We start from the raw sequence: 24459 nt of genomic DNA, 5'->3' as shown, positions 1-24459 counted from the left end.
GGTCAGCGCGCCTGTGCCATGTCACGTAGCAACTGCAGGGCCTCGGTCGCCAGCGGCTGATACTGGTTGAGAATATCTCCGAGGCTGATCCAGAAGATCACCATGCCCAACACCAGGGTCAACGGGAAACCGATCGAGAAGATATTCAATTGCGGCGCCGCCCGGGTCATCACGCCGAAGGCGATGTTGACCACCAGCAGCGCGGTGATCGCCGGCAATACCAGCACCATCGCCGCGCCCAGGACCCAGCCGAGCTTGCCGGCGATCTCCCAGAAATGATTGACCAGCAACGCGCTGCCCACCGGCAGGGTCGTGAAGCTTTCGGTCAGCACCTCGAACACCACCAGATGCCCGTTCATGGCCAGGAACAACAAGGTCACCAGCATCGTCAGGAACTGCCCGATCACTGCGCTGTTGACGCCGTTGGTGGGATCGATCATGGATGCGAAGGCCATGCCCATCTGGATCGAAATGATTTGCCCGGCCACCACGAACGCCTGGAAGAACAACTGCAGGGAAAACCCCATCAAGGTGCCGATGAGGATCTGTTCGGCCACCAGCATCAGCGCACTGAGGTCCAACGCGTGGACCGGCGGCATCGGCGGCAAGCCGGGGGCGATGACCACGGTGATCGCCAGGGCGAAATACAGGCGCACGCGGCGTGGCAGCAGGGTCGTGCCGAAGACCGGCATGCTCATCAGCACGGCGGTGACGCGAAACAGTGGTAGGACGAACGCCGCCACCCAGGAACTGATCTGGGTGTCGGTCAGCGCGAGCATCGACATCGGGTCAGCCGATCAACTGCGGAATACTGCCGTACAGATGCAGGATGTATTCCATGAAGGTTTGCACGATCCAGGGGCCGGCGACGATCAGCGTCACCAGCATGACCAGCAGGCGCGGCAGGAAGCTCAGGGTCTGCTCGTTGATCTGGGTCGCGGCCTGGAACATCGCCACCAGCAGGCCCACCAGCAGGCTGGGAACCACCAGGATGGCGACCATCATGGTGGTCAGCCAGAGCGCTTCGCGAAACAGGTCTACCGCAACTTCAGGCGTCATATCTTGATCCGCAGGGAAGGTCTAAACACCGCCGAAACTGCCCGCCAGGGTGCCGATGATCAGCGCCCAGCCATCCACCAGCACGAACAGCATGATCTTGAACGGCAGGGAAATGATCAGCGGCGACAGCATCATCATACCCATGGCCATCAACACGCTGGCGACCACCAGGTCGATGATCAGGAACGGGATGAAGATCATGAAGCCGATCTGGAACGCGGTCTTCAGCTCGGAGGTGACGAACGCCGGCACCAGGATGGTCAGCGGCGCCTGGTCGGGGCTGGCGATGTCGGTGCGCTTGGACAGGCGCATGAACAGCTCCAGGTCGCTGCTGCGCGTCTGGGCCAGCATGAAGTCCTTGATCGGCACCTCGGCCTTGGCGACCGCGTCCTGGGCGCTGAGCTTCTCCGCCAGGTAGGGTTGCAGCGCGTCCTGGTTCACCCGGTCGAATACCGGGGCCATGATGAACATCGTCAGGAACAGCGCCATGCCGGTGAGGATCTGGTTCGACGGCGTCTGTTGCAGGCCCAGGGCCTGGCGCAGGATCGAGAAGACGATGATGATCCGGGTGAAGCTGGTCATCAGCATGACGAACGCCGGGATGAAACTCAGCGCGGTCATGATCAGCAGGATCTGCAGGCTGACCGAATATTCCTGGGCCCCGTCGGCGTTGGTGCCCAGGGTAATCGCCGGGATCGACAGCGGATCGGCGGCAAAGACCGACGGCGCGGCCAGCATCAGGGCCAGCGCCAACAGAATGCGCAACGGCATTACTTCTTATCCTTCTGGTCTTTGCCCAGCAATTCCATGAGGCGCTGGGCAAATTCGGGGGAAGCCTGCTCGGCGGAAGCCACCTGGACCGGCTCCTTGAGGACGTGCAACGCGGTAATGCTGCCCGGGCTCAGGCCGAGCAGGATCTGCTCGTTGCCGACCTGCACCAGCACCAGCCGGTCCCGCGGGCCCAGCGCACGCGTGCCGACGATATCGATGACCTGGCCCTTGCCGGCGGGCCCGGCCTGCTGCACGCGGCGCAACAACCAGGCGAGGAAGAAGATCAGGCCCAGCACCAGCAACAGGCCGATCACCAGTTGCGCCAGTTGCCCGGCCACACCAGTGCCACTCACCGACGAAGCCGCAGCCGAGGCCACCGGCTCGGCCGCCAGCACGCTGAACGGCAGCATCAGGGCTGCGCCAAGGAACCCTTTCACTCAGCGCAGCTTCTTGATGCGTTCGCTCGGACTGATCACGTCCGTCAGGCGAATGCCAAACTTCTCGTTGACCACCACCACTTCGCCATGGGCGATCAACGTGCCATTGACCAGGACATCCAGCGGCTCACCCGCCAGGCGATCCAGCTCGATCACCGAGCCCTGGTTGAGTTGCAGCAGGTTACGAATGTTGATGTCGGTACTGCCCACTTCCATGGAGATCGATACTGGAATGTCGAGGATCACGTCCAGGTTCGGACCGTCCAGGGTCACCGGGTCATTGTTCTTCGGCATGCTGCCGAATTCTTCCATCGGCAAGCGATTGGAAGCATGGGCACCCGTATCGGCCGCCAGCAGCGCATCGATATCGGCCTGCCCGGCGTTGCCGGTTTCTTCCAGGGCCGCAGCCCATTCGTCGGCCAGCGCCTGGTCATCCTGGGTATTCATATCGTCAGCCATCATGTGTCCTCGGCGGGCAAAAATCAGTTCAAAACTTAAAAGTCAGTAAAAAAGCTCTGGAGCTTCGACACCGGTCAGCGGCGTTCGATCGGCTCGATCACCTGCAACGCCAGGTTGCCCTTGTGGGAACCCATCTTGACCTTGAAGGCCGGTACGCCGTTGGCACGCATGATCATGTCTTCCGGCATCTCGACGGGAATGATGTCCCCCGGCTGCATGTGCAGGATGTCCCGCAGGCGCAGTTGGCGACGGGCGACCGTCGCGCCGATCGGCACGTCGACATCCAGCACGTCCTGGCGCAACGCGTTGATCCAGCGCTCGTCCTGGTCGTCGAGGTCCGACTGGAAGCCGGCGTCGAGCATTTCACGCACCGGCTCGATCATCGAGTACGGCATGGTCACGTGCAGGTCGCCGCCACCGCCATCGAGCTCGATGTGGAAGGTCGAGACCACGATGGCTTCGCTCGGGCCAACGATGTTGGCCATGGCCGGGTTCACTTCCGAGTTGATGTACTCGAAGTTCACTTCCATGATCGCCTGCCAGGCTTCCTTCAGGTCGACGAAGGCCTGTTCCAGCACCATGCGCACGACCCGCAGCTCGGTCGGGGTGAATTCACGTCCCTCGATCTTGGCATGACGGCCGTCGCCACCGAAGAAGTTGTCCACCAGCTTGAACACCAGCTTGGCGTCGAGGATGAACAAGGCGGTGCCGCGCAACGGCTTGATCTTCACCAGGTTGAGGCTGGTAGGTACGTACAGCGAGTGCACGTACTCACCGAACTTCATCACCTGCACGCCACCGACGGCCACATCGGCCGAGCGGCGCAGCATGTTGAACATGCTGATGCGGGTGTAGCGGGCGAAGCGCTCGTTGATCATTTCCAGGGTCGGCATGCGTCCGCGAACGATGCGATCCTGGCTGGTCAGGTCGTAGCTTTTGACGCTGCCCGGTTCAGCAGCGTTCTCGGTCTGCACCAGGCCATCGTCGACACCATGCAACAGCGCGTCGATTTCGTCCTGGGACAACAGGTCCTGCACGGCCATGTCGTGTTCCCTATTGCAATACGAAGTTAGTGAAGAGCAACTGTTCGATCACCACTTTGCCCAGCTCTTTCTGAGCCACTTCCTGGACGCTGGCCGTGGCTTTCTGGCGCAGCATTTCCTGGCCGACCGGGGTGGCCAGGGTGTCGAAATTCTGTCCGGAGAACAGCATCACCAGGTTGTTGCGGATCAGCGGCATGTGCACCCGCAAGGCCTCCAGGTCGGCCTGGTTTCGGCCCATCAGGGTGATGCTGACCTGCATGTAGCGCTGGCGACCATTCTGGGTGTAGTTGGCCACGAAGGCCGGCGCCATGGGTTCGAAAATGGCCGGTTGCTTGCCCACGGGCGCAGCCTCGGCCACTGGGGCCGGCTTGCTCTGGGCGCCGTGCATGAAATACCAGGTCGCCCCCACGGACACCCCGATCGCCAGCAGCAGGCCCACCACGATCAGGATGATCATCTTGAGCTTGCCTTTGGTTGCAGGGTCTTTTACAGCTGCTGCTTCACTCTTCGCCATGCCAATAATCCGTCACTCATCGGGGTTTTCACGATTGCCTGGCAAGGCAGGAGCAAGTGTTATGCCAGAAGTGTCGAGCACTTGCTCATAGGAAACCACAGCGGGGCTGAAAGCACTGTGGGAGCGAACCCGCTCGCGAAAACGTCAGGCCAGGCACCTTGCGGTGATCTGTTCCGGCGTGTTCGCGAGCAGGCTCGCTCCCACAGGAGGTTGCGATCTTGTTCAGGCGTAGTAATCGACCGCACTGGTGCCGATCACGCTGGTGGTCGTGGCGGCCACCTCGGCGACGCTGGCCGGCAGGTGCTCATCCACCGAGGCATCCACGCGACCGCCCGATGAGGTGGTCCGTCCGGCCTGGGCCTGTTGCTGGGCCTGCTGCTCCTGGTTCGGCGAACCGCGGGATTGATCAGACACGTTGACGTCGACCTGCCCCATGCCCTGCTGGGTGAAACTGTCCCGCAGGCGATGCAGCTGGCCTTCGAGGGCTTCGCGGACGCCGGGGTGGGCGCTCATGAACGTGACCTGGGTCTGCTGGTCCGGAACCATGTTCACCCGGATATCCAGGCGCCCGAGTTCGGCGGGCTGCAACTGGATATCGGCCGCCTTGAGATTGGCGCTCGACAGGTACATCACCCGGTTGACCACCTCTTCGGTCCAGCCATTCTGGTTCATGGCGATGGGCTGGTTGACCGGCACCGCGTTGGCTGTCTTCGGCGTCGCCGCCTGGGTCAGGGCCGCCAGGCGGTTGGCGAAGTCATCCACGCGGGTGTCGCTGGCCGCGCTGGTGAGGTCCTTGAGGCCCTCGCTGATCAGCCCGCCAAAGGCCTTTTCACCGCCCTGGCTGCCGGGGCTGGTGCTGTCCTGGTCGGCCTGCACGGTGAGCATGCTCGCCATGCCGGCGGCGAAGGTTTGCGCCGAGGTCGGCTCGGCATCAAGTGCGGCCGGAGCGGCTGCCTTGGGCTGCGCCTGGCTGGCGGCGGAAACATGCCCCCCCTGCTCCATGGCCAGGCGCAAGGCCGGCATCGCGTCGAGCGGGTCGGCTTGAGGATCGAAGGCGGGGTCCGTCACCGGGTCCGCAGGCGGGGTGGACAAGGCCTGCGAAACGACTGGCGCCGCCACTGCGGCGGCGACCTGTGGATCCGGCGTCACCACCACTGGCGCAGGTTCCGGCGTGATCGTCACGACGGGCGCGGTGATATCTGGCAGCAATGTGGGATCGACCGGCGCAGCGTCCACCACCGGTGCCTCGGTTGAACCGTCGGCATCATCGCTGGCCGCCTTGTCGTCGGCACTGGCGGGCTTGTCCGCGGGCAAGGGTTTGCCGCTATCGGCAACCGTCTGCTCGGGGGCGGCAGCGGTTTCGGCGCCAGCTTCGTTTTTGACGGTATTGTCGGAAGACGTATCGCGCATGGGTTTCATCGCTGGCTCAGGGGTTGCCGATGACTTGGCAGGGGCCTGGCGGGCGAACACTTGAGCGAAACTGGAGGCTCTATCCCCATGGTCCGGGGTCGCCGCCGGTGAATTGACGGCGGCCTGGGGCTTGGCCGGGGCAGCGGCCTGGAGCAGCGTATTAGGGGTGACGGGCATTGAATATTTCTCCGCTGCACTGGATTCATAGGTACAGTCGGACAAGACAATGCAAGGGGCGGGCCAAAGGCTGCGGGGCGGCAGGTTTCAGCAGTGGAAGCCTTCGCGCTCTTCCTGGCAAAGATCGCGGACATGGGCGAATTCACTGTCGATTTCGCTGACCAGTTTTTCGATTCCCCCCAGCGACGGCTGCTTGGCGCGCTGCTCCAGTTCGCCACACAGTTCGGCCAGGCGGATGGCACCCATGTTACTGCTGCTGCCCTTGAAGCTGTGGGCGGTGGCGCTCAGTTTTTCAGCGTCCCGGGCTTCGTGCAGCACGCGCAGGCGCGCCTCGGAGTCGTTGAGGAAGGTATCCAGCAATTCCAGATAGCCCTCTTCCATGACTTCCTTCAACGTGCTGAGCACGTCGCGGTCCAGATGAATCTCACTCACTTGTTCGCTCCCTGATCAAGAATGGCCCGATTATGCCAGAGCCTCCCAGAAAAACTCCACGCGTACACTACGACCATCGTCTGACCAACGGGCCTGATGGCTCAGTTGGCGCACCAGGCTCACACCGCGTCCGGACAATCGATCGCTGTCCACCGGCCGCGCCAGCACCCGGGCCACATCGAAGCCCTCGCCGCTGTCCTCGACCTCGATGACCAGGCGACCGCCGTCGCCATTGGGTGTGACGTGCAGATGAACCCGCACATAACCGTCGCTCAGTTCGTCGAGGCGCGCATTGCGGTCGCTGTAATAGCGCGCAAAACCCGATGCATCGCGCTTGAGGTCCGAGTCGAGCCCCAGCACCCCATGGTCCAAGGCGTTGGAATAGAGCTCCGAAAGGACACTGTAGAGGGCGCCACTCTGCGCCCTGAGCCCATGAACCTCAAGCAGTAACTGCAACAGGTACGGCATCGGGTTGAAGCGCTTGAGCGTCTGCGCCCGGAATTCGAAACTCACCGACCAGTCCAGCGGGCTCGATTGACCGCTGTCGGAATAGACCGGCGGCGGTGGGTTGAGTTGCGTCGCGGCGACCAGGCGCACTTCGACCATGCTGAAGTCGTCCCGGGCCTCACCGCGAAAGTCCCGCAGGGCTTGCTGGATGTCTTCGAACAGGAGGTCGGGCTCGCGATTGGCCGCGAACACCTGTTGCAAACGCTCCACGCCAAACAGCTGCTCGTCGTCGTTGGCCGTGTCGATCACCCCGTCGGACAGCAGGAATACCCGATCGCCGAGGGACATGGGGTGCACTTCGGTGCGATCGTCGAACAACTGCGGCGACAGCACGCCCAGTGGCAGGTGCCGCGCCGGCAACGGCGTGCGCGCCCCGCTGAGGCTGTCGTGCAGGTAGCCATCGGGCATGCCGCCGTTCCAGACCTCCACCGTGCAGCGCTGGAAGCTCAGGCACAGCAAGGTTGCGCAACAGAACATGTCCACCGGCAGGATGCGCTTGAGCTTGGCGTTCATCTCCCGCAGGATCTGCGCCAGGCCGTAGCCCTTGGCGGTCATGCCGTAGAACACTTCCGCCAGCGGCATTGCACCGACTGCCGCGGGCAAGCCGTGGCCGGTGAAATCCCCGAGCAGGATGTGCATGTCGCCGGCCGGGTTGAACGCGGCCAGCAACAGGTCGCCATTGAACAAGGCATAGGGCGATTGCAGGTAACGGATGTTCGGCGCGCTCAGGCAGCCGGAATGGGCGATCTTGTCGAACACCGCCTTGGCGACGCGCTGCTCGTTGAGCAGGTAGTCATGGTGACGGGCAATCTGGTCGCGCTGCTCAACCACCGTGGCCTGCAACCGTCGCAGGCGGTCCATGGCCTTGATCTTGGCGGCCAGGATCACTTGGTTGTAGGGCTTGGCGAGAAAGTCGTCGCCACCGGCCTCCAGGCAACGTGCCAGGCCTTCGCTTTCGGTCAACGAGGTCAGGAAGATGATCGGGACCAACTGATCCCCGGCCAGCTGCTTGATCTTTTGCGCGGCCTCGAAGCCATCCATGACCGGCATCATCGCGTCCATCAACACCAGGTGCGGACGCTGCTGCAGATAGACCTCGACCGCTTCGGCGCCATCGGCGGCCGTGAGCACCTGGTGCCCCTGGCGACGGACAATGGTCGACAACAGCAGTCGGTCAGCGGCACTGTCCTCGGCAATCAGGACCGTCAGCGATTCGGAAGTGGACAACATGGCCGTATCAGGCTTTGCCCGAAGACTGCCCTGCCTGCTGCCTGCCCGCCTCTGCCGATTTTTCCTCTTTCGGGCTGTTGATATCGAACAGTTTCTCGAAGTTGGAGATCGCGAGAATCTTGCGCACATCGGCGCCGCAGTTGATGACGCTCACGTCGGCATCCTCGCCGCCCGCGTAATCGCGAAGCAACAGCAGCATGCCCAGCGCGGAGCTGTCGAGGTAGGTGGTGTCCTTCAGGTCCACGACGTAGGTATCAACCGGCGTATTGAGCGTCTCGTACTTCTCGTAGGACTGGCGAAACTCCTGGTGGAGGTTGAAATCGAACCGCCCCTGAACCGAAATCGTCAGCTTTTTGCCATTGTTGGATACTTCGGTAACGACTTGCATAGCTGGCTTCCCTGTCATGGACATACGTGTACAAGGTTTAGCACCTGGTCGAAGGCTGAGCAAGGTTTTGCAGCATTCATCGAAAAATTCCCATGATCAATACGGATTTTGCCGCGGCAGGCGCTGGGACAGTTCATCCAGCAGTTTTTGCTCGCGCTTGTCTTCCAGTTGCCGCGCTTCATCGATATAGCGTTGCACCAGCTTGCGCAGGCCTTCGACCCGGGCAAACGCCTCTTGCCAGCTCTGGCGGGCCTTCTCCAGGTTGTTCTGGTGCCAGACCAAGCTTTGCCGCTGCTGGTCGATCGCGGTGCCCAACTGCGCGAGAAAGCCCTGGTAGCCCAGCAACCACTGCCCGGAAACCCCATGGCTGCCGCGAGTGATCCACTGCTGCTGGTATTCGAGGCGAAAGTTTTCCAGGTCTGCCAGCTTGCTCTCGGCAACGGCCACCTGGCCCTGGAAATAAGCCAGTCGCTGGACCGCGGTTTTCTCGGCCTTCTCCGCCATCTCGACCACAGGCGCCAGGCGCGCCGCACGACTCGTGGCCATGATGGGTTACCCGCCGGCGATCGGCGTGAAGATACTTTCCAGGTGCGCTTCGCTGGCACCCAGGCCGATGTTGTCGTTCAGGCTCTGGCGCAGGTAGACGGACATCGCCGGGTACAGATTGATGGCGATGTCGGTCTCGCGGTCACCGCCGGGCACGTAGGCGCCCACGCTGATCAGGTCCCGGCTCTGCTGGTAGCGCGACCAGTACTGCTTGAACTGCTGGGCGCGCTTGAGGTGTTCGCTGCTGATGACCGACGGCATGACCCGGCTGATGGACGCCTCGATGTCGATGGCCGGGTAGTGACCTTCTTCAGCCAGGCGCCGGGACAGCACGATGTGGCCGTCGAGCACGCCCCGCGCCGAGTCGGCGATCGGGTCTTGCTGGTCGTCGCCCTCGGACAAGACGGTGTAGAAGGCCGTGATCGAACCGCCGCCCTTCTCCGCATTGCCGGCGCGCTCCACCAGTTTCGGCAGCTTGGCGAACACCGAGGGCGGATAGCCCTTGGTGGCCGGCGGCTCACCGATGGCCAGGGCGATTTCCCGCTGGGCCTGGGCGAAACGGGTCAGCGAATCCATCAGCAACAGGACGTTCTTGCCCTTGTCGCGAAAATACTCGGCGATGCGCGTGCAATACATGGCCGCCCGCAGGCGCATCAATGGCGCATCGTCCGCTGGCGAGGCCACGACCACCGAGCGCTTGAGGCCCTCTTCGCCAAGGATGTGCTCGATGAATTCCTTCACCTCGCGGCCCCGTTCACCGATCAGCCCCACCACGATGATGTCGGCTTCGGTGAAACGGGTCATCATGCCCAGCAGCACGCTCTTGCCCACGCCGGTACCGGCGAACAGGCCCAGGCGCTGCCCGCGGCCGACCGTCAATAAACCGTTGATGCAGCGAATGCCCACGTCCAGCGGGACGCTGATGGGGTCGCGCTTGAGCGGGTTGATCGTCGGGCCGTCCATCGGCACCCAGTCTTCAGCCTTCATGCCGCCCTTGCCGTCCAGGGCCCGCCCGGCGCCGTCCAGCACGCGCCCGAGCATGCTCATGCCCATGGGCAGGCGACCGGTATCGGCCAGCGGCACCACGCGGGCGCCCGGGGCGATCCCGGCCACGCTGCCCACCGGCATCAGGAATACCTTGCTGCCGGCAAAGCCCATGACTTCGGCTTCGACCTGCACCGGGTGGTAGCTGTCGTCATTGATGACCAGGCAGCGACTGCCCATGGCCGCACGCAGGCCCTCGGCTTCGAGGGTCAGGCCGACCATGCGCAACAGACGCCCTTCGAGGATCGGCTGGCCGGCCAGTTCGGTCGCCTCGGCGTAACTGCCCAGGCGCTTGGCGAAGCTGGTTCGTTCAAGGCGCATCGCGGTCGTCCGCGGTCGACGCCACCGACTCGACGCCTTCCAGCTCGAGGCTGGCGGCGGCCCTCGGTTCGTCCGGCAGCTCCAGGCTCAGATCGCTGGGCGCCGGGTGCAAGGCTTGTTCGTGCAGTTGGTCGAGGAGCTTGGCCATGACCTGGTCGATGCGGGTCTCGACGGTCGCGTCGATGCGACTGTGCTCGGTTTCCACCCGGCAACCGCCCGGCAGCAACGACGCGTCCTCGACGATGCGCCAGGTTTCTTCATGGCGCTCGCGCAAGGCCTTGACCAGCTCGAAATCCTGGGGGTTGATGTACAGCCGCACGTTGCCCACGCCCAGCGGCAACAGCTTGAGGGCTTCGCGCATGACGTGTTCGATCTGGCTCGAGTCAATGGCCAGTTCGCGCTGGATGACCTGCCGCGAGATGTGCTGCACCAGGCTTACCAGGGACTTCTCGATCTGGGTGTCCTGCTCGGCGATCGGTTCGAACAGGTTGACCATCAACGATTCCAGCGCCCGGAGCTTGGCCGTCAACGCCACGTCGGCTTCCTGGCGGACCTTGAGGGTGGTGCTGTGGAAGCCTTCCTTCTCGCCCACGGCAAAGCCTTCGTTATAGGCCTCCTGGCGGATGCTCTCGACTTCCTCGAGGGTCAGCGGCTGGACTTCCTCCAGCGGCACTTCCTCGACTTCCGGCAACTCCTCCACCGGCTCCGGTTCGGGCTCCGGTACATGAGGGTCGAAGCTGGGCAGCGACCAGACGTCGAAACCACCGACGTCCCGGGCGCGAATCAGGTCGCTGGGTGACTCATCGCTCTTGGCAGACATAACGACCTTAGATCATCTCTTCGCCGCCCTTGCCACCGAGCACGATTTCTCCGGCTTCGGCCATGCGGCGGGCGATGGTAAGGATTTCCTTCTGCGCGGTTTCCACGTCGCTGACGCGCACCGGGCCCTTGGCCTCGAGGTCGTCGCGCAACAGTTCCGCCGCCCGTTTGGACATGTTCTTGAAAATCTTTTCCTTGACGCCTTCGTCCGAACCCTTGAGGGCCAGGACCAGCACGTCGGAGGACACTTCGCGCAACAGGGCCTGGATACCACGATCGTCGACGTCGGCCAGGTTGTTGAACACGAACATGAGGTCTTCGATCTGGCCGGACAGGTCTTCGTCGAACTCGCGGATCGAGTCCATCAGCTGGCCTTCGATCGAGCTGTCGAGGAAGTTCATGATGTCCGCCGCACGCTTGATACCGCCCAGGGTGGTGCGCGAGGCATTGGAGTTGCCCGAGAACTGCTTCTCGAGAATCTGGTTCAGCTCCTTCAGGGCCGCCGGCTGCACGGTATTGAGCGACGACACCCGCAGGATGATGTCCAGGCGGACCTTGTGGTCGAAGTTGCCCAGCACTTCACCGGCCTGGTCCGGGTCGAGGTAAGCCACCACAATCGCCTGGATCTGCGGGTGCTCGTAGCGGATCACGTCGGCCACGGCCCGTGGCTCCATCCACTTGAGGCTGTCCAGGCCGCTGGTGTTGCCACCCAGCAGGATGCGGTCGATCAGGCCGTTGGCCTTGTCCTCGCCGAGGGCCTGGGTCAGCATCTTGCGCACATAGTCGTCGGAGCCGACGCCCAGGCTGGTCTGGTCGCCGACGATGTCGACGAACTCGCTCATCACCTGTTCGACCTGCTCGCGGTGCACATTGCCCATCTGCGCCATGGCCACGCCAACGCGCTGGACCTCCTTGGGCCCCATATGGCGCAGCACCTGGGCAGCGTCGGTCGAACCCAGGGACAGCAGCAGGATCGCGGCTTTGTCGACCCGGGACAATTTGGCAACAGCGGCTCGATTATCACTCATCTGCGTTAATCCACTCTTTCACGACCTGGGCCACACGACCCGGGTCTTCTGCCACCAGACTCTTGATGGCGTTCAACTGTGCGTCATAGCCTTCGCTCGGGCTTGGCAGCAGGATGCTCTGCGGCCCGCCGAGGCTGACGCGATCGTTGGCCAATTCGCCATCCAGGCCGCCCATGCCTCCCAGCTCTACATCACCCAGGCCCGCCAGCTGCTTGCTCTTGCCGCCGCCGGTGATGTTATTGAGTACCGGACGCAGCACGCCGAACACCAGGATCAGGATGAACAACACGCCCAATATCTGCTTGACCACATCCCAGAACCAGGGTTGCGAATAAAACGGAATATCGGCGATCACTTCCCCGCGCTCCGAGGAGAACGGCACGTTGATCACGCTGACGCTGTCGCCGCGGCTGGCGTCGAAACCGACGGCGTCCTGCACCAGGCGAGTGAAGCGCGCCAATTCGTCGGCGCTCCACGGCGCACGGCTGGTTTCGCCGTTGGCCGGGTTGACCTTGACCTGGTCGTCCACCACCACGGCAACCGACAGGCGATTCAAGCGACCCTGCTGTTGCTTGGTGTGGCTGATGGAACGGTCGAGCTCGAAGTTCTTGGTCGACTGCTGGCGCTTGTCGGCCGGGTACGGTGCCAGCATGGGTTGGCCGGTGGCCGGGTCCATGATCTGCTGACCGTTGGCGTCCACCAGTGGCTGGCCTGGCTGCACCATGCCCGCGGCACCCGCGGCGCCACCGGTGGTTTGCGGCGCACTGGCCGGCGATGGTGGCTGGTTGCTCAAGGCACCCGGCACGCCTTGCGGGCCATTGCTGGCGGTACGCTGTTCATTCACCGACTGCTCGCTGCGCAGCGCCGGTTGGTCCGGGTTGAACTGTTCGGAGGTCGACTCGACCGCGCTGAAGTCCACATCGGCCGACACTTCCGCCTTGTAGCGGTCATTACCCAGGATCGGTTGCAGGATGTTGTGCACCCGCTGGGTCAACATGCCCTCCATCCGGCGGCTGTAGTCGAACTGCTTGCCGGCCATGGTCAGTTCGGAGTTCTCCGCCTGGTCGGACAGCAGGTTGCCTTTCTGGTCGACCACAGTGATCTGCGACTTGCTCAGCTCGGGGACGCTGGTCGCCACCAGGTTGACGATGGCCAGGACCTGACCAGGCTCGAGGGAGCGGCCAGCGTAGAGCTCCACCAGTACCGAGGCACTCGGCTTGCGCTCGTCGCGCACGAACACCGAGCTTTTCGGGATTGCCAGGTGCACGCGGGCGGCCTTGACGTTGTTCAGGCTGGAAATGGTCCGCGCCAGTTCACCTTCCAGGCCGCGACGATAGCGGGTCGCTTCCATGAACTGGCTGGTGCCCAGGCCCTGGTCCTTGTCGAGGATCTCGAAACCGATGTTGCCATCTTTTGGCGTCACGCCCGCCGCGGCGAGCTTGAGGCGCGCACGGGCGACGTCATCGGCCTTGACCAGCAAGGCGCCGGAATTGGGTTCGACGGTATAAGGAATGTCGGCGGAAGACAGCGTCTCCATGACTTGCTTGGCATCCATGCCCTCCAGACTGCCGTAGAGAGGACGGTAGTCCGGTTGCTGGGACCACAACACCACGGCAAAACCAATCGCCACGCTGGCAGCCAGCCCGACCAACAGGCCAACCTGACGCAACATGGTCATCTCGGAGAGATTTTCCAGGAAGGACAAGCCGAACAGCGGCGGTTTGCCGTCTGGCGGGGTGGCCTTGGCTGGAACGTTATCTACGGCTGCTTCTGCCATGACTCAATAGTTTCCTTAAACCGGCATCTGCATGATGTCTTGATAGGCTTGAACCAGTTTGTTGCGAACCTGGGTCAACGCCTGGAACGAGACACTGGCTTTCTGCGAAGAGATCATCACGTCGGTGAGGTCGACACCACTCTTGCCAATTTCGAAAGCACTGGCTAATTGGTTCGACGCTTGCTGGGTATCGTTCACTTTATTGACGGCCTGACCGAGCATGTCGGAAAAGCTGCTGCCACCCACCTGGGGGACCGCGACCGACTTGGGCTGGGCCATGGCGTCCATTTGCATGGCCCGCATGTCCAACATCAATCGATTAAATTCAATACCTTGGCTCATGGTCTACTCTCATTGGCGGCCCGCGTTTTTTTGACACTTACTCAGCGGGTACCCAGGGAGTAGCAACAAGGGTGCCAGCTCCATGACCGTCAGAATAAATGCGCGTGGGAGCGGGCCCGTTCGCCAAAGCGGTGGTTCAGTCCACGCGACGGCGACTGGTCAAACGCTTCGCGAGCAAGCCCGCTCCCACAGGGGTATCAGGTACACGTCATTCAACTGGCGAACAGGTACGCCTCGACATCCATACCGGCGTCGCGCATCTGCGCCAACTTGTAGCGCAGGGTGCGAGGGCTGATGCCCAGGCGCTCGGCCGCTTCCTTGCGCCGGCCGCGCTCGGCCCGCAGGGTGTCGATGATCATCTGGAATTCACGACGACGCAGATCATCCCCCAAGGCGCCAGCCGATTCGCCCTCGACCTCGCTCGCAGGCACAGCCATCACGGGCGACACCGTCGACAATGCAGGCAATGGCGCGCAGGCCACCGGGCCGGCCAGGCAGAAATCCTCCGGCTGGATCACGCCGCCCTGTTGCAGGATCAGCGCCCGCTGAATGGCGTTGTCCAGCTCCCGGACGTTACCCGGCCATGGGTAGGCAATCAGGCAGGCCTGGGCCTGAGGGGAAAACCTGGCGGCGGCGTGCTTCATTTTGTTGACGTGACGGGCCAGGAGGCGTTCGGCCAGCGGCAGGATATCGGCAGTGCGCTCGCGCAGCGGTCGCCAGGCCAGCGGGAAGACCGACAGGCGGTAATACAGGTCCTCACGGAAACGCCCCGCCGCCACTTCGCCGGCCAGGTCGCGGTTGGTGGTCGCCACCACGCGGATATCCAGGCTGATGGGCTTGCGCGCACCGACCCGCTCCACTTCCCGTTCCTGCAGGACCCGCAGCAGCTTGGCTTGCAGCCCCATAGGCATTTCGGAGATTTCATCGAGCAGGATGGTGCCGCCGTCGGCCTGCTCGAACTTGCCCGCCTGGGCGGCGATGGCGCCGGTGAACGAGCCTTTTTCGTGGCCGAACAAAGTGGCTTCGAGCATGTTGTCGGGAATTGCCGCGCAGTTTATGGCGATGAACGGTTCGTTGGCGCGGCGCGATTGCTGGTGAATGTAGCGCGCCAGCACCTCCTTGCCGGTACCCGATTCACCGGAAATCAACACGGTCGAATCACTGCGCGCCACTCGCGCGGCCAACTCCAGCAACTGGGCACTGGCCGGCTCGATGGCCACCGGCCCTTCGCCTTCGGCACCCAGACTGCCCAACGCGTGGCGAGCCACGAGGTCCATCAGCGCCTTGGGTTCGAACGGCTTGACCAGGTAATCGGCCGCACCCTGGCGCATCGCATCCACCGCCCGCTCGACGGCACCGTGGGCCGTCATCAGCAGCACCGGCAGTTGCGGCTGGCGGGCACGCAACAGGCCCAGCAACTGATGGCCGTCCATGCCCGGCATGTTGACGTCGCTGACCACCAGGCTGAACGCCTCCCGGCCCACGGCCAGCAACGCTTCTTCCGCCGAACCGACGGCGATGTAGTCGTGCCCGGCCAGCATCAGCGTATCGGCCAGCGCTTCGCGCAGGGCCCGATCATCCTCCACCAGCAGTACCTTAGTCATTACCTTCACTCCATTCCTGGCGCGCTGGCAAACAGCGGCAGGAGCACCGTTGCACAGGTGCCACGCCCCAACCGCGAGCGCAGTTGCAATTCTCCCTGGTGAGCACGGGCCACGGCCTTGACCACGGTCAGCCCGAGGCCCGTTCCAGTGGTCTTGGTGGTAAAGAACGGCTCGCCCAGTCGTGCCAGCACGGTCGGCTCGATGCCACTGCCGCTGTCACTGATGCACAGGCGCAAGGTGTTGTCGCGGGTATAGAGATGCACTTTCAGCCGGATCTCGTCGCCACTGGCCTGGACCGCATTCTCGATGAGATTCAACACCGCGCCCACCAGGGTGTCGCGATTGCACAGCACCTCACCGGCGTGGCTGTCGCATTGCCAACGAATCGACAGGCCCTGTACATGGGTCGATGCGGCCGCCTGCAAGGCTTGCAGCAAGGCCTTGGGGGTCACGCGGTCAGTCAACGGCAGCTCGCCGCGGGCGAACACCAGCATGTCTCGCACCTGGTGCTCCAGCTCGTGCAAACGCTCCTTCAAGCGCCCGGCGAACCGCTGCTGGGTTTCCATCGGCAAAGACTGCTCGGTCAGATGGCTGGCGTAGAGCAATGCGGCGGAGAGCGGCGTACGGATCTGGTGAGCCAGGGATGCGACCATCCGCCCCAGGGAAGACAGGCGCTCATGGCGAGCCAACTGGTCTTGCAGGTGACGGGTTTCAGTCAGGTCGTTGAGCAACACCAGTTGCCCCGGCTCGGCATCCAGCGAACGGGTCGAGATGGACAACCGCCGGCCATTCTTGAGGGACACTTCGTGACCGTCGTCCTCGCGAGGGGCGAAGCAGCGGGCGATGACGTGCCGCCACAGTTCGCCCTCCAGCGGCAGCCCCAGCAACTGGCAAGCGGCCGGGTTGGCTTCGCGCACGCGACCGTGGGCATCGATGACGATGATCCCGCCTGGCAGCAAATCGAGAAGGTTCTGCAGGCGATTGGCCAAGCGCTCCTTTTCCGCCAGTTCCTGCATGCGCTGGGCACTGACCACAGCCAGCTCGCCCTTGAGCTCGGTCACCCGGGCTTCCAGCAAGCTGTAGGAGTCGGTCAGTTGGCTGGACATCTGGTCGAACAGCGAAAAGGCCTGCTCGAGTCCAAGCCGGCCAGCCTGTTCGGCGGACGGCAGGTGTCCCGAATCGGGGACAGGAGACATCTGGGCTTGGGCGGCTTGGCTCATCGGGCTCTCTCGCTTGGCTGACCGTCAGTTAAACGGAACGTTGCGAGGGGCGTAGCAATACCCGTGCCGAAAAAAAACCGCCTGAAAATCAGGCGGTTGGAAAACAGGCGTCAATCATCCGCCTGTTCATCTCCTTCGCGACGGCTCATGCCGTACTTGCGCATCTTCTCCACCAGGGTGGTGCGACGGATGCGCAAGCGCTCTGCGGCGCGGGCCACGATCCCGTTGGCATCGTCCAACGCCTGCTGGATCAACCCTTGCTCCAGGCCGCCGAGGTAATCCTTGAGATCCAGGCCCTCGGGTGGCAACAAGGCGTTGGCGGTGAAGTCCGGCGTGTGGCCATTGATCGCCACCCGCTCTTCCAGGTCGCTGCGCAGGCTGTCGACCATCTGCTCGTCTTCATCGTCGACGTAGCGGAATTTCTTCGGCAGCTCGTTCACCCCGATCACGCCGTACGGATGCATGATCGCCATGCGCTCCACCAGGTTGGCCAGCTCACGGACGTTGCCCGGCCAGCCATGGCGGCACAGGGACATGATCGCGGCCGAGTTGAAGCGGATCGAACCGCGCTTCTCATGCTCCATGCGCGAGATCAACTCGTTCATCAGCAACGGAATGTCTTCGACCCGTTCACGCAGCGGCGCCATTTCGATCGGGAATACGTTGAGGCGGTAGTAGAGGTCTTCGCGGAAGCTGCCGATCTCGATCATGCTCTCGAGATTCTTGTGGGTCGCGGCAATGATCCGCACGTCGACGCTCTGGGTCTTGTTGCTGCCCACGCGCTCGAAGGTGCGCTCTTGAAGGACCCGCAGCAGCTTGACCTGCATCGGCAGGGGCATGTCGCCGATCTCATCGAGAAACAGCGTGCCGCCATTGGCCAGTTCGAAACGCCCGGCGCGGCTGGTGATCGCGCCGGTGAAGGCGCCCTTCTCATGGCCGAACAGCTCGCTTTCCAGCAACTCGGCCGGAATCGCCCCGCAGTTGACCGGCACGAACGGCGCTTCACGGCGCTTGGAGTGATAGTGCAGGTTGCGCGCGACCACTTCCTTGCCAGTGCCCGACTCACCCAGGATCAGCACGCTGGCGTCCGTATCGGCGACCTGCTGCATCATCTGGCGCACATGCTGGATCGCCCGGCTGGTGCCGACCAGGCTGCGGAAAAGATTGGGCTCGCGATGCCGACCGCGCTCGCGGGCCTGGTCGTACATCTCGCGATAGACCTGCGCACGGTGCAGCGAGTCCAGCAACTTGCTGTAGCTGGGCGGCATTTCGAGGGTGGAAAGCACCCGGCGACGCTGGTCTTCTGGCAAGTCAAGGGAAGAATTTTCGCCCATTAACAAAACCGGAAGGAACTCATCCCAGGTCGAGAGTGTCTTTAGCAAGCCCAAGAGCGTAGCAGGAGCATTGACGGTCCCGATAAGGACACAAATGACTTCACGGCTGGACGACAAGGAGCCGACGGCCTGCTGCCAGTCGTGGCTTCCACAGGGCAGATTTTCTTCGCCAAGAAAATTCAGGATCACCGCCAGGTCACGGCGGCGAACGCTATCGTCATCGATCAGGAGAATTTTGGTTTCACGCCACATGCAATAGCAACTTCCCTAGTCAACCCAATGCCCGAAATTAGGGGGCAAGCTAGACGCTTGCAGACTTGTCATGCCTGTAGACGCCTCAAATCTGTAATTAGCTACTAGTTAAGTCAAAAAACCGTGCACAGTCAAATTTATGGCGCAGCGGACTTGGATTAACTGAGCGTTAACCGAACAGATGGTAAACCTTTGCGGCGTTCTGTGCTTGTTGGACTTGCGACATCTCGTCGACGATCGCCTGGCGCTCCCCCGTCGCCGCCTCGAGCAATTGCTTGTACACCCCCAGCAACTGCTCAAGATTCATCCGCAACGCAGCCTCGTCCACTTGAGCCTCGCTCAGGACGTCCTCCATGCAAGAACGGCACGCCAGGTCCAACTGGCTGATCGCCTCCCAGTTGCGCTCGGCGAGGGCATCGACCAGCGCATCACGGGTTTGTTCTATTCGCTGCAGTGCTTGGCTCATCACGTGATCCTCAGGCCCAACGGCCTATTGATTGGCAGCCGCATGGTCTGCGATGGCATCCCAGCCACTCTTCAAGGTTTCGAGCAGGCCCGAGACTTCGTCGATAATCGCGACATCGTTGTTGCGATTGGCTTCCATCAGGCGCGTCATCATGTAGGCGTACAAATTGTCGAGCTGCTGGAGCGAAGCCGGATCTTCGGTCTTTTCCGGATTCAGGCCGTCACGCAGGCCAATGATGATGTCCACCGCCTTGCCCAGCATCAACCCCTTGAGAGCGATGTCACCGCGAGCCATCGCGCCCTTGGCTTGCGCCATGCGATCCAGCCCACCTTCCATCAGCATCTGGACCAGCCGGTGGGGTGAGGCTTCAGAGATCTGGGCATGGGAATTGACCTTCTGGTACTGGCGAAGGGCTCTCATGGGATTCATGTTTCTACCTCGTAGCAGACAACTAATGAAAATGGATTGCTCTAGTCTTTATGTCGACTGAGCACCGCATAACTTTAACGCCGAGCGCCCCTCATGAAAAAACCCAGGCGGCTGTCATTACAGCCTGCCTGGGTTTTTTCACGCTTGATTTCAATCAATCGTCTGAGGACGACGATTTGTTCAAGGCATTGAGCGTGGCCATGATGTTGTCACCCTGAGCCCTCAGCTTGGCCACCAGGGAGTCCATGGCCGTGTACTTGGCCATCAGGCTCGTTTGCAGGCTTGCCATCCGTGAATCCAAGGTGTCCTGCTGCTTTTTCAGATCAGTCAGACTTTCGCTGAGGCTGGCCGAACGTGCCGCAAAGACCCCCGTCTTGCTCTGGGCAAAACTTTCGGTGGCTGTCTTCAGACGCGCCAGCAGGCCGGTATCGCCGGAGAAGATCCCATTGATGTCCGCCGCATTGGTCAATGCCGCAGCGTCGAACAGCTTGTCGTTGATCGACAGCATGCCGGTCTTCTGGTCGGTCTGGACGCCGAACTGCGAAAGCGCCTTCAGCTGGCCGGTGCCCGACATTGCATTGAGTTCGGTACGCACCGCCGACAACAGCGAACGCAGCGAAGCATCGCCCGTCAGCGCACCGGAGGTCACGGTACCGTCGGCATTGGTGGTGACCTGCGTCTCGGCGTTGGCTGCCTTGATCAGTGCGTTGTAGGAATCGACAAAGCCCTTGACCGAAGACTTCAGCGTCGAGCTGCTGGCGGCCACCGAGATAGTGGTCGGCGTCGCGGTACCGCCAGACGGCACCACGGACACCCCTGTCAGCTTGAGGGTTACACCGCTCACAGCGTCCGCGATGGTGTTGGTCTTGGATTCCATGGCCAGCCCATCGAGGCGATACTGGGCGTTCTGGGGTGTTCCCAGGACCGAAGTACCGGTTTCCAGACCCGAGTCTCCGGTCAGGGTCAAGTCCGAGCCGACACCCGTCGTCGTCGACGTCAATACCATTCGAGAACCGCTGGCATCCGTCACGATGTTGGCGCTCAGGCCCTGGTTGGCGTACTGGGAGTTGATGGAGTCACGGACCTGTTGCAGGGTCGCGCCAGCGGGAACGCTGACTGCGAAGGTATTGGTACCCTGCTTGATGTTCAATGTGGTCGGCGTGGAACCGCCGTTGACCACGGAAGAAGCGCCTCCGGCGAAGACCTTGCTGGCGATCTTCGAGGCCGTGGCCAGCTTGTCGACCACCAGGGAAAAACTGCCGGCAGCCGCGCCGTTGCCCGTGGTGACCGTAGCGACTTTTTCGTCGGAGGAAGTACCGCTCAAGCCAGAGAAGCTGGAGGCCGTCTTCATGTTGTCCAACGCACCACGAAACGCGTCCAAAGCTGCCTGGATCTTGCCGATAGACGACAGCGAGGTAGTCGCTTTCAGCGTCTGGTTGTTGATCTGGGTCTGTTTCGGCGCCTTCTCGGCGGCGACCAGGGACGCCACGATCGACTGAGTATCGATGTTCGAACCAATACCGCTAACCGTTGTACCCGCCATCATATTTCTCCATTAATCTGGTGGCTGCCGTTTTCTTGACTGCAAGCGCCTTGGAAAACGATAGCAACAATATTCGTGCCAGCTCAGACCCTGTCATTGAACAACAGGTTGCTGGCGTCCGATAGGCTTTGCGCCAACTTCAATGCAGCTTCCGAAGGAATCTGACGAATCACGGTACCGTTTTCAGTCGCAATGACCTTGACCACGACTCGACCGGTAGAATCATCGATAGAGAAATCCAGCTTGCGCTGGGCCGCCTGTACGAACTCCTGGATATCGGTCACCGCCTTTTCCAGGTCTTCGCGCTTAGGCTCGGCGTCCAACGACTTCACGGCTTCGACCTTGGGCGCATCCTGCTTGGCAGCCGCCGCGGGGGTTACGGCCTGAGGGGCGACGGTAGGATAAGACAGGTTCAATTTAACGCTCATGTCCATGCTGAATCTCCTCTTCACGGAAAAGACGAAAGGGCACGTAAACGCGCCCTTCCGTCAGTCACCAAGCGCCGGGATTACTGAAGCAGCTTCAGTACAGCGTTTGGCAGCTGGTTAGCCTGGGACAGGATCGCGGTGGAAGCCTGTTGCAGGGTTTGTTGCTTGGTCAGCTGAGCAGTTTCCGACGCGAAGTCGACGTCCTGGACCACACCACGAGCAGCGGTGGAGTTGTCCGAGATGCTGCGCAGGTTGGCCACGGTGCTGTCGAAACGGTTTTGAACGGCACCGAGGTCAGCACGCTGGGAGTCGATGTTGGCAATGGCCTGGGTGATCACGTCAACCGCGTTTTGCGCGTTGGTTGCAGTGGTCACGTCGGTGTTGCTCACTACGGTCTTGACCGAGCTGACGGTAGTACCGGCGGCTACGAACAGACCGGTAGCACCAGCGCCGTTCATCGAGTAGCTGTTGGTGGAGTTCAGGGACACAGCACCGGTCACCTGGATAGCGGTAGCGGCGGCGGCTACAGCGGCACCGTAGTTACCAGCACCATCTTTGGCAGCTACAGTGATACCGGCGATGGCGCTGGCGTCACCTGCGTTCAGGGTGATGTTCTCACCGGTGTCCGACTTGATTTCCAGGTTGTTGGTGGTGGCGTTGAAGTTAACGCTGATACCCAGCTTGGCAGCGTTGGACTTCAGTTGGTCAGCCAGGCCAGCAGTGTCGGTTACACCAACCATGCTGACTGCGGTGCCCGAACCTACCTGGATGGTGAAGTTCGCGGTGCCAGGAACAGCACCGGTGATGGCTGCGGTGTTGACACCGAACTTGACTTCGGTACTAGCGGTAGCCGACAGGCCGCCTACAGCACCGTTCAGTTGAGCGGCGGTAGCCTTGGCCGACTGGCCGGCAGCAACAGTGATGTTAGCGGTCTGGCCACCACCGGTGATAGCGATCGCACCGCCGGCAACACCGGTAGCGCTTGGCGCGATGGCCACGCTTTTCAGCTGCTGGGAGCCGATGTTGTTGGCCGACACGTCACCCAGGGTCATGTTGATGGTTTCGTTGGCGTTGGCGCCCACTTGGAAAGCGGTGGTACCGAACGAACCGTCGAGGATCTTGCGACCACCGAAGGTGGTGGTGGTAGCGATACGGCTCAGCTCAGCGGTCAGAGCGGCGTATTCGGAGTTGTTCGACTTACGGTCATCGGCGCTTGGCGAACCGTTGGCGGAAGCCAGGGCCAGGGTACGCATTTTCTGCAGGATGTTGGTGGATTCTTGCATCGCACCTTCAGCAGTCTGGGCGATGGAGATACCGTCACCGGCGTTCTTGATGGCAGTCTGCAGGCCGTTGATCTGGCTGGTCAGACGGTTGGAGATTTGCAGACCGGCCGCATCGTCTTTAGCGCTGTTGATACGCAAGCCGGAAGACAGACGTTGCATCGAAGTCTGCAGCGCGTTCGAAGCGTTGGTCAGGTTCTTCTGTACGTTCAGAGATGCCTGGTTGGTGTTTACTGTTAAAGCCATGACGAAATCCTCGTTGGATGGAGACTGCGGCTTCCGGCCCTGACATCCGTCGGGTGTGGCCTAGAGAACCTACATACTAGTTATCGTCGTGAAGGTGCTTTGCTTGAGGGGATTTTTGGATATTTTTAATGGCAGCTTGCCAGTCCTTTATTTTCAAGGCTTTAGCTCATTTTTTTCTGGCGTCAGAAAAACGAAAAACGCCCGAAGACCTTTGTCTCCGGGCGTTTTTCCTGATGCGCGAGGCTAACGGGGGTCAGCCGCGATAGAGAATCGCCGACCCCCAGGACAACCCCACGCCGAAGCCGCTGATGGCCACGCGGGTCCACTTGGAGTCGAACACATGGTTCTGCAACAGCAGCGGGATACTCGACGACACCGTGTTACCGGTTTCGAGCATGTCCTTGACGAACGTGGCCGAACCACTCTCATCGAAGCGACGCGCCACGGCATCGACGATGGCCGCGCTGCCCTGGTGAATGCAGAACGCATCGATATCGCCAGGTTGAAGATTTGACTCTTCCAGCAACTCGTGCAAATGCGCCGGGACTTTCAACAAGGCGAAATTGAAGACCTGGCGACCGTTCATGAAGAACACACCGTCGCTGACTTTAAGGTGAGGCGCACCGGCACCGTCAGTACCGAACTTCGACTTGCCCAGCTGCCAGATGGCGTTCTCGCCCATCCAGGTCGCCGTAGCGGCATCGCCAAAGAGCATGGTGGTATTGCGATCTTGCGGATCGACGATCTTGGAATAAGGGTCGGCGGTCACCAACAGGCCATTCTTCAGCCCTGCCGCTTCCATGAAACCCTTGAGCGCATAGATGCCGTATACGTAGCCGGAACACCCCAGGGAAATATCAAAGGCCGCGACATGGGTCGGCAAGCCCAGCTTGTCCTGAACGATCGCGGCGGTGTGTGGCAAGCCTTCCTCATCACCGTTCTGGGTGACCACGATCAGGCAATCAATGGACTCACGCTTGAGCTCGGGGCTGGCGGCGAACAGTGCATTGACGGCTTCGACGCACAGATCGGAGGTTTCCTGCTCTGCCCCCTTGCGCGGCAAAAATGCCGAGCCGATCTTGCCGAGGATAAAGGTTTCGTCCTTGTCGAACTTTGCCCCCTGGGCGTAGTTGTCAACTCCGGCCGCCGGCACGTAACTCGCTATATTTTTTATGCCAATCATCATGGCTTCCCAATAATAAACAGCTGAACACCGCCGCTCGCTGAATCGAGGGGCGTCTACAGTCAGGGATCGGTCCCCGGAAAAGGCAACTCAGGAACCCGAGGATCGCCTCGAGCAACTCACCACTTTCACCGCCCGTAGACAGGATACAGTGAAGATGCGCGTTTTGA

The 24459-nt window shown here is 61.8% G+C and carries 25 protein-coding genes and 1 pseudogene; all 26 read right to left on the bottom strand.

Going from position 1 to position 24459, the window contains the following annotated elements:
- Window positions 1-2: 2 nt before the first annotated feature.
- The 26 genes and pseudogenes from fliR to Q6A48_RS00430 all read right to left on the bottom strand — a co-directional run bounded on the left by fliR (window position 3) and on the right by Q6A48_RS00430 (window position 24289).
- Window positions 3-785, bottom strand: a complete 783-nt coding sequence (gene fliR / locus Q6A48_RS00555; protein ID WP_304551100.1) for a flagellar biosynthetic protein FliR — start codon at window positions 783-785, stop codon at window positions 3-5.
- 4 nt (window positions 786-789) lie between these two features.
- Window positions 790-1059 carry a flagellar biosynthesis protein FliQ gene (fliQ, locus tag Q6A48_RS00550; protein ID WP_304551099.1) on the bottom strand — a complete coding sequence of 90 codons (270 nt, stop codon included), beginning with the start codon at window positions 1057-1059 and terminating at the stop codon, window positions 790-792.
- A gap of 21 nt (window positions 1060-1080) precedes the next feature.
- Window positions 1081-1830 (bottom strand): flagellar type III secretion system pore protein FliP, encoded by a 750-nt coding sequence (gene fliP / locus Q6A48_RS00545; RefSeq protein WP_304551098.1) that lies wholly within the window; start codon window positions 1828-1830, stop codon window positions 1081-1083.
- Window positions 1830-2267, bottom strand: a complete 438-nt coding sequence (gene fliO, locus Q6A48_RS00540) for a flagellar biosynthetic protein FliO (protein ID WP_304551097.1) — start codon at window positions 2265-2267, stop codon at window positions 1830-1832. Before fliO ends, fliP begins: the two co-directional genes overlap by 1 nt.
- Complete coding sequence (gene fliN, locus Q6A48_RS00535; protein WP_304551096.1) at window positions 2268-2726, bottom strand: flagellar motor switch protein FliN; 459 nt, start codon at window positions 2724-2726, stop codon at window positions 2268-2270.
- A gap of 74 nt (window positions 2727-2800) precedes the next feature.
- The gene (fliM, locus tag Q6A48_RS00530) at window positions 2801-3769 is read right to left on the bottom strand and encodes a flagellar motor switch protein FliM (protein ID WP_003184019.1); all 969 of its coding nucleotides are present in this window, start codon (window positions 3767-3769) and stop codon (window positions 2801-2803) included.
- A 10-nt stretch (window positions 3770-3779) separates the two neighbouring features.
- The gene (fliL, locus tag Q6A48_RS00525) at window positions 3780-4283 is read right to left on the bottom strand and encodes a flagellar basal body-associated protein FliL (RefSeq protein WP_304551086.1); all 504 of its coding nucleotides are present in this window, start codon (window positions 4281-4283) and stop codon (window positions 3780-3782) included.
- A 222-nt stretch (window positions 4284-4505) separates the two neighbouring features.
- Entirely contained in the window at window positions 4506-5870 is a 1365-nt protein-coding gene (locus Q6A48_RS00520) for a flagellar hook-length control protein FliK (protein ID WP_304551085.1), read from the bottom strand.
- Between the two features lie 87 nt (window positions 5871-5957).
- Window positions 5958-6302 carry an Hpt domain-containing protein gene (locus Q6A48_RS00515; protein ID WP_304551083.1) on the bottom strand — a complete coding sequence of 115 codons (345 nt, stop codon included), beginning with the start codon at window positions 6300-6302 and terminating at the stop codon, window positions 5958-5960.
- A gap of 30 nt (window positions 6303-6332) precedes the next feature.
- Entirely contained in the window at window positions 6333-8039 is a 1707-nt protein-coding gene (locus tag Q6A48_RS00510; protein WP_304551081.1) for an ATP-binding SpoIIE family protein phosphatase, read from the bottom strand.
- Between the two features lie 76 nt (window positions 8040-8115).
- Window positions 8116-8427, bottom strand: a pseudogene (locus Q6A48_RS00505) (STAS domain-containing protein); the annotation flags it as partial.
- Between the two features lie 96 nt (window positions 8428-8523).
- On the bottom strand, window positions 8524-8973 hold the full coding sequence (gene fliJ, locus Q6A48_RS00500) for a flagellar export protein FliJ (RefSeq protein ID WP_304551079.1): 450 nt from the start codon (window positions 8971-8973) through the stop codon (window positions 8524-8526).
- A gap of 6 nt (window positions 8974-8979) precedes the next feature.
- Complete coding sequence (gene fliI, locus Q6A48_RS00495) at window positions 8980-10338, bottom strand: flagellar protein export ATPase FliI (RefSeq protein ID WP_304551077.1); 1359 nt, start codon at window positions 10336-10338, stop codon at window positions 8980-8982.
- A complete protein-coding gene (fliH, locus tag Q6A48_RS00490; protein WP_304551075.1) occupies window positions 10328-11158 on the bottom strand; it encodes a flagellar assembly protein FliH in 831 nt (276 codons plus the stop codon). The genes fliI and fliH overlap by 11 nt, the downstream gene beginning before the upstream one ends.
- 7 nt (window positions 11159-11165) lie before the next feature.
- Window positions 11166-12185: a flagellar motor switch protein FliG gene (fliG, locus tag Q6A48_RS00485; protein WP_024778656.1), complete on the bottom strand. Its 1020-nt coding sequence runs from the start codon at window positions 12183-12185 to the stop codon at window positions 11166-11168.
- A complete protein-coding gene (gene fliF, locus Q6A48_RS00480; protein WP_304551065.1) occupies window positions 12178-13962 on the bottom strand; it encodes a flagellar basal-body MS-ring/collar protein FliF in 1785 nt (594 codons plus the stop codon). The genes fliG and fliF overlap by 8 nt, the downstream gene beginning before the upstream one ends.
- Before the next feature lie 15 nt (window positions 13963-13977).
- Complete coding sequence (fliE, locus tag Q6A48_RS00475; protein WP_003199082.1) at window positions 13978-14304, bottom strand: flagellar hook-basal body complex protein FliE; 327 nt, start codon at window positions 14302-14304, stop codon at window positions 13978-13980.
- Window positions 14305-14516: 212 nt separating this feature from the next.
- The gene (locus Q6A48_RS00470; protein WP_304551053.1) at window positions 14517-15908 is read right to left on the bottom strand and encodes a sigma-54-dependent transcriptional regulator; all 1392 of its coding nucleotides are present in this window, start codon (window positions 15906-15908) and stop codon (window positions 14517-14519) included.
- A 5-nt stretch (window positions 15909-15913) separates the two neighbouring features.
- A complete protein-coding gene (locus tag Q6A48_RS00465; protein ID WP_304551402.1) occupies window positions 15914-17104 on the bottom strand; it encodes a sensor histidine kinase in 1191 nt (396 codons plus the stop codon).
- Window positions 17105-17238: 134 nt separating this feature from the next.
- The gene (locus Q6A48_RS00460) at window positions 17239-18714 is read right to left on the bottom strand and encodes a sigma-54 dependent transcriptional regulator (RefSeq protein WP_042732558.1); all 1476 of its coding nucleotides are present in this window, start codon (window positions 18712-18714) and stop codon (window positions 17239-17241) included.
- Between the two features lie 169 nt (window positions 18715-18883).
- Entirely contained in the window at window positions 18884-19180 is a 297-nt protein-coding gene (gene fliT, locus Q6A48_RS00455) for a flagellar protein FliT (RefSeq protein ID WP_304551050.1), read from the bottom strand.
- Window positions 19181-19204: 24 nt separating this feature from the next.
- On the bottom strand, window positions 19205-19609 hold the full coding sequence (fliS, locus tag Q6A48_RS00450; RefSeq protein ID WP_304551049.1) for a flagellar export chaperone FliS: 405 nt from the start codon (window positions 19607-19609) through the stop codon (window positions 19205-19207).
- Between the two features lie 154 nt (window positions 19610-19763).
- A complete protein-coding gene (gene fliD, locus Q6A48_RS00445; RefSeq protein WP_304551048.1) occupies window positions 19764-21152 on the bottom strand; it encodes a flagellar filament capping protein FliD in 1389 nt (462 codons plus the stop codon).
- A gap of 83 nt (window positions 21153-21235) precedes the next feature.
- Window positions 21236-21586: a flagellar protein FlaG gene (locus Q6A48_RS00440; RefSeq protein WP_304551045.1), complete on the bottom strand. Its 351-nt coding sequence runs from the start codon at window positions 21584-21586 to the stop codon at window positions 21236-21238.
- A gap of 74 nt (window positions 21587-21660) precedes the next feature.
- Window positions 21661-23106, bottom strand: a complete 1446-nt coding sequence (locus tag Q6A48_RS00435; protein ID WP_304551044.1) for a flagellin N-terminal helical domain-containing protein — start codon at window positions 23104-23106, stop codon at window positions 21661-21663.
- 253 nt (window positions 23107-23359) lie between these two features.
- Entirely contained in the window at window positions 23360-24289 is a 930-nt protein-coding gene (locus tag Q6A48_RS00430; protein WP_304551043.1) for a ketoacyl-ACP synthase III, read from the bottom strand.
- Between the last annotated feature and the right edge of the window lie 170 nt (window positions 24290-24459).

This window comes from Pseudomonas citrullilanati, assembly GCF_030580855.1.
In the GTDB taxonomy this organism is placed as follows: domain Bacteria; phylum Pseudomonadota; class Gammaproteobacteria; order Pseudomonadales; family Pseudomonadaceae; genus Aquipseudomonas; species Aquipseudomonas citrulli.
Note: the sequence above shows the minus strand (reverse complement) of the source record. Positions and strands in the feature narration are given on the sequence as shown.

Coding starts and splice junctions, on each gene's coding strand:
- fliR (WP_304551100.1), bottom strand. CDS start 785: ATGTCGATGCTCGCGCTGACCGACACCCAGATCAGTTCCTGGGTGGCG.
- fliQ (WP_304551099.1), bottom strand. CDS start 1,059: ATGACGCCTGAAGTTGCGGTAGACCTGTTTCGCGAAGCGCTCTGGCTG.
- fliP (WP_304551098.1), bottom strand. CDS start 1,830: ATGCCGTTGCGCATTCTGTTGGCGCTGGCCCTGATGCTGGCCGCGCCG.
- fliN (WP_304551096.1), bottom strand. CDS start 2,726: ATGGCTGACGATATGAATACCCAGGATGACCAGGCGCTGGCCGACGAA.
- fliM (WP_003184019.1), bottom strand. CDS start 3,769: ATGGCCGTGCAGGACCTGTTGTCCCAGGACGAAATCGACGCGCTGTTG.
- fliL (WP_304551086.1), bottom strand. CDS start 4,283: ATGGCGAAGAGTGAAGCAGCAGCTGTAAAAGACCCTGCAACCAAAGGC.
- Q6A48_RS00520 (WP_304551085.1), bottom strand. CDS start 5,870: ATGCCCGTCACCCCTAATACGCTGCTCCAGGCCGCTGCCCCGGCCAAG.
- Q6A48_RS00510 (WP_304551081.1), bottom strand. CDS start 8,039: ATGTTGTCCACTTCCGAATCGCTGACGGTCCTGATTGCCGAGGACAGT.
- fliJ (WP_304551079.1), bottom strand. CDS start 8,973: ATGGCCACGAGTCGTGCGGCGCGCCTGGCGCCTGTGGTCGAGATGGCG.
- fliI (WP_304551077.1), bottom strand. CDS start 10,338: ATGCGCCTTGAACGAACCAGCTTCGCCAAGCGCCTGGGCAGTTACGCC.
- fliH (WP_304551075.1), bottom strand. CDS start 11,158: ATGTCTGCCAAGAGCGATGAGTCACCCAGCGACCTGATTCGCGCCCGG.
- fliG (WP_024778656.1), bottom strand. CDS start 12,185: ATGAGTGATAATCGAGCCGCTGTTGCCAAATTGTCCCGGGTCGACAAA.
- fliF (WP_304551065.1), bottom strand. CDS start 13,962: ATGGCAGAAGCAGCCGTAGATAACGTTCCAGCCAAGGCCACCCCGCCA.
- fliE (WP_003199082.1), bottom strand. CDS start 14,304: ATGAGCCAAGGTATTGAATTTAATCGATTGATGTTGGACATGCGGGCC.
- Q6A48_RS00470 (WP_304551053.1), bottom strand. CDS start 15,908: ATGACTAAGGTACTGCTGGTGGAGGATGATCGGGCCCTGCGCGAAGCG.
- Q6A48_RS00465 (WP_304551402.1), bottom strand. CDS start 17,104: ATGTCTCCTGTCCCCGATTCGGGACACCTGCCGTCCGCCGAACAGGCT.
- Q6A48_RS00460 (WP_042732558.1), bottom strand. CDS start 18,714: ATGTGGCGTGAAACCAAAATTCTCCTGATCGATGACGATAGCGTTCGC.
- fliT (WP_304551050.1), bottom strand. CDS start 19,180: ATGAGCCAAGCACTGCAGCGAATAGAACAAACCCGTGATGCGCTGGTC.
- fliS (WP_304551049.1), bottom strand. CDS start 19,609: ATGAATCCCATGAGAGCCCTTCGCCAGTACCAGAAGGTCAATTCCCAT.
- fliD (WP_304551048.1), bottom strand. CDS start 21,152: ATGGCGGGTACAACGGTTAGCGGTATTGGTTCGAACATCGATACTCAG.
- Q6A48_RS00440 (WP_304551045.1), bottom strand. CDS start 21,586: ATGGACATGAGCGTTAAATTGAACCTGTCTTATCCTACCGTCGCCCCT.
- Q6A48_RS00435 (WP_304551044.1), bottom strand. CDS start 23,106: ATGGCTTTAACAGTAAACACCAACCAGGCATCTCTGAACGTACAGAAG.
- Q6A48_RS00430 (WP_304551043.1), bottom strand. CDS start 24,289: ATGATTGGCATAAAAAATATAGCGAGTTACGTGCCGGCGGCCGGAGTT.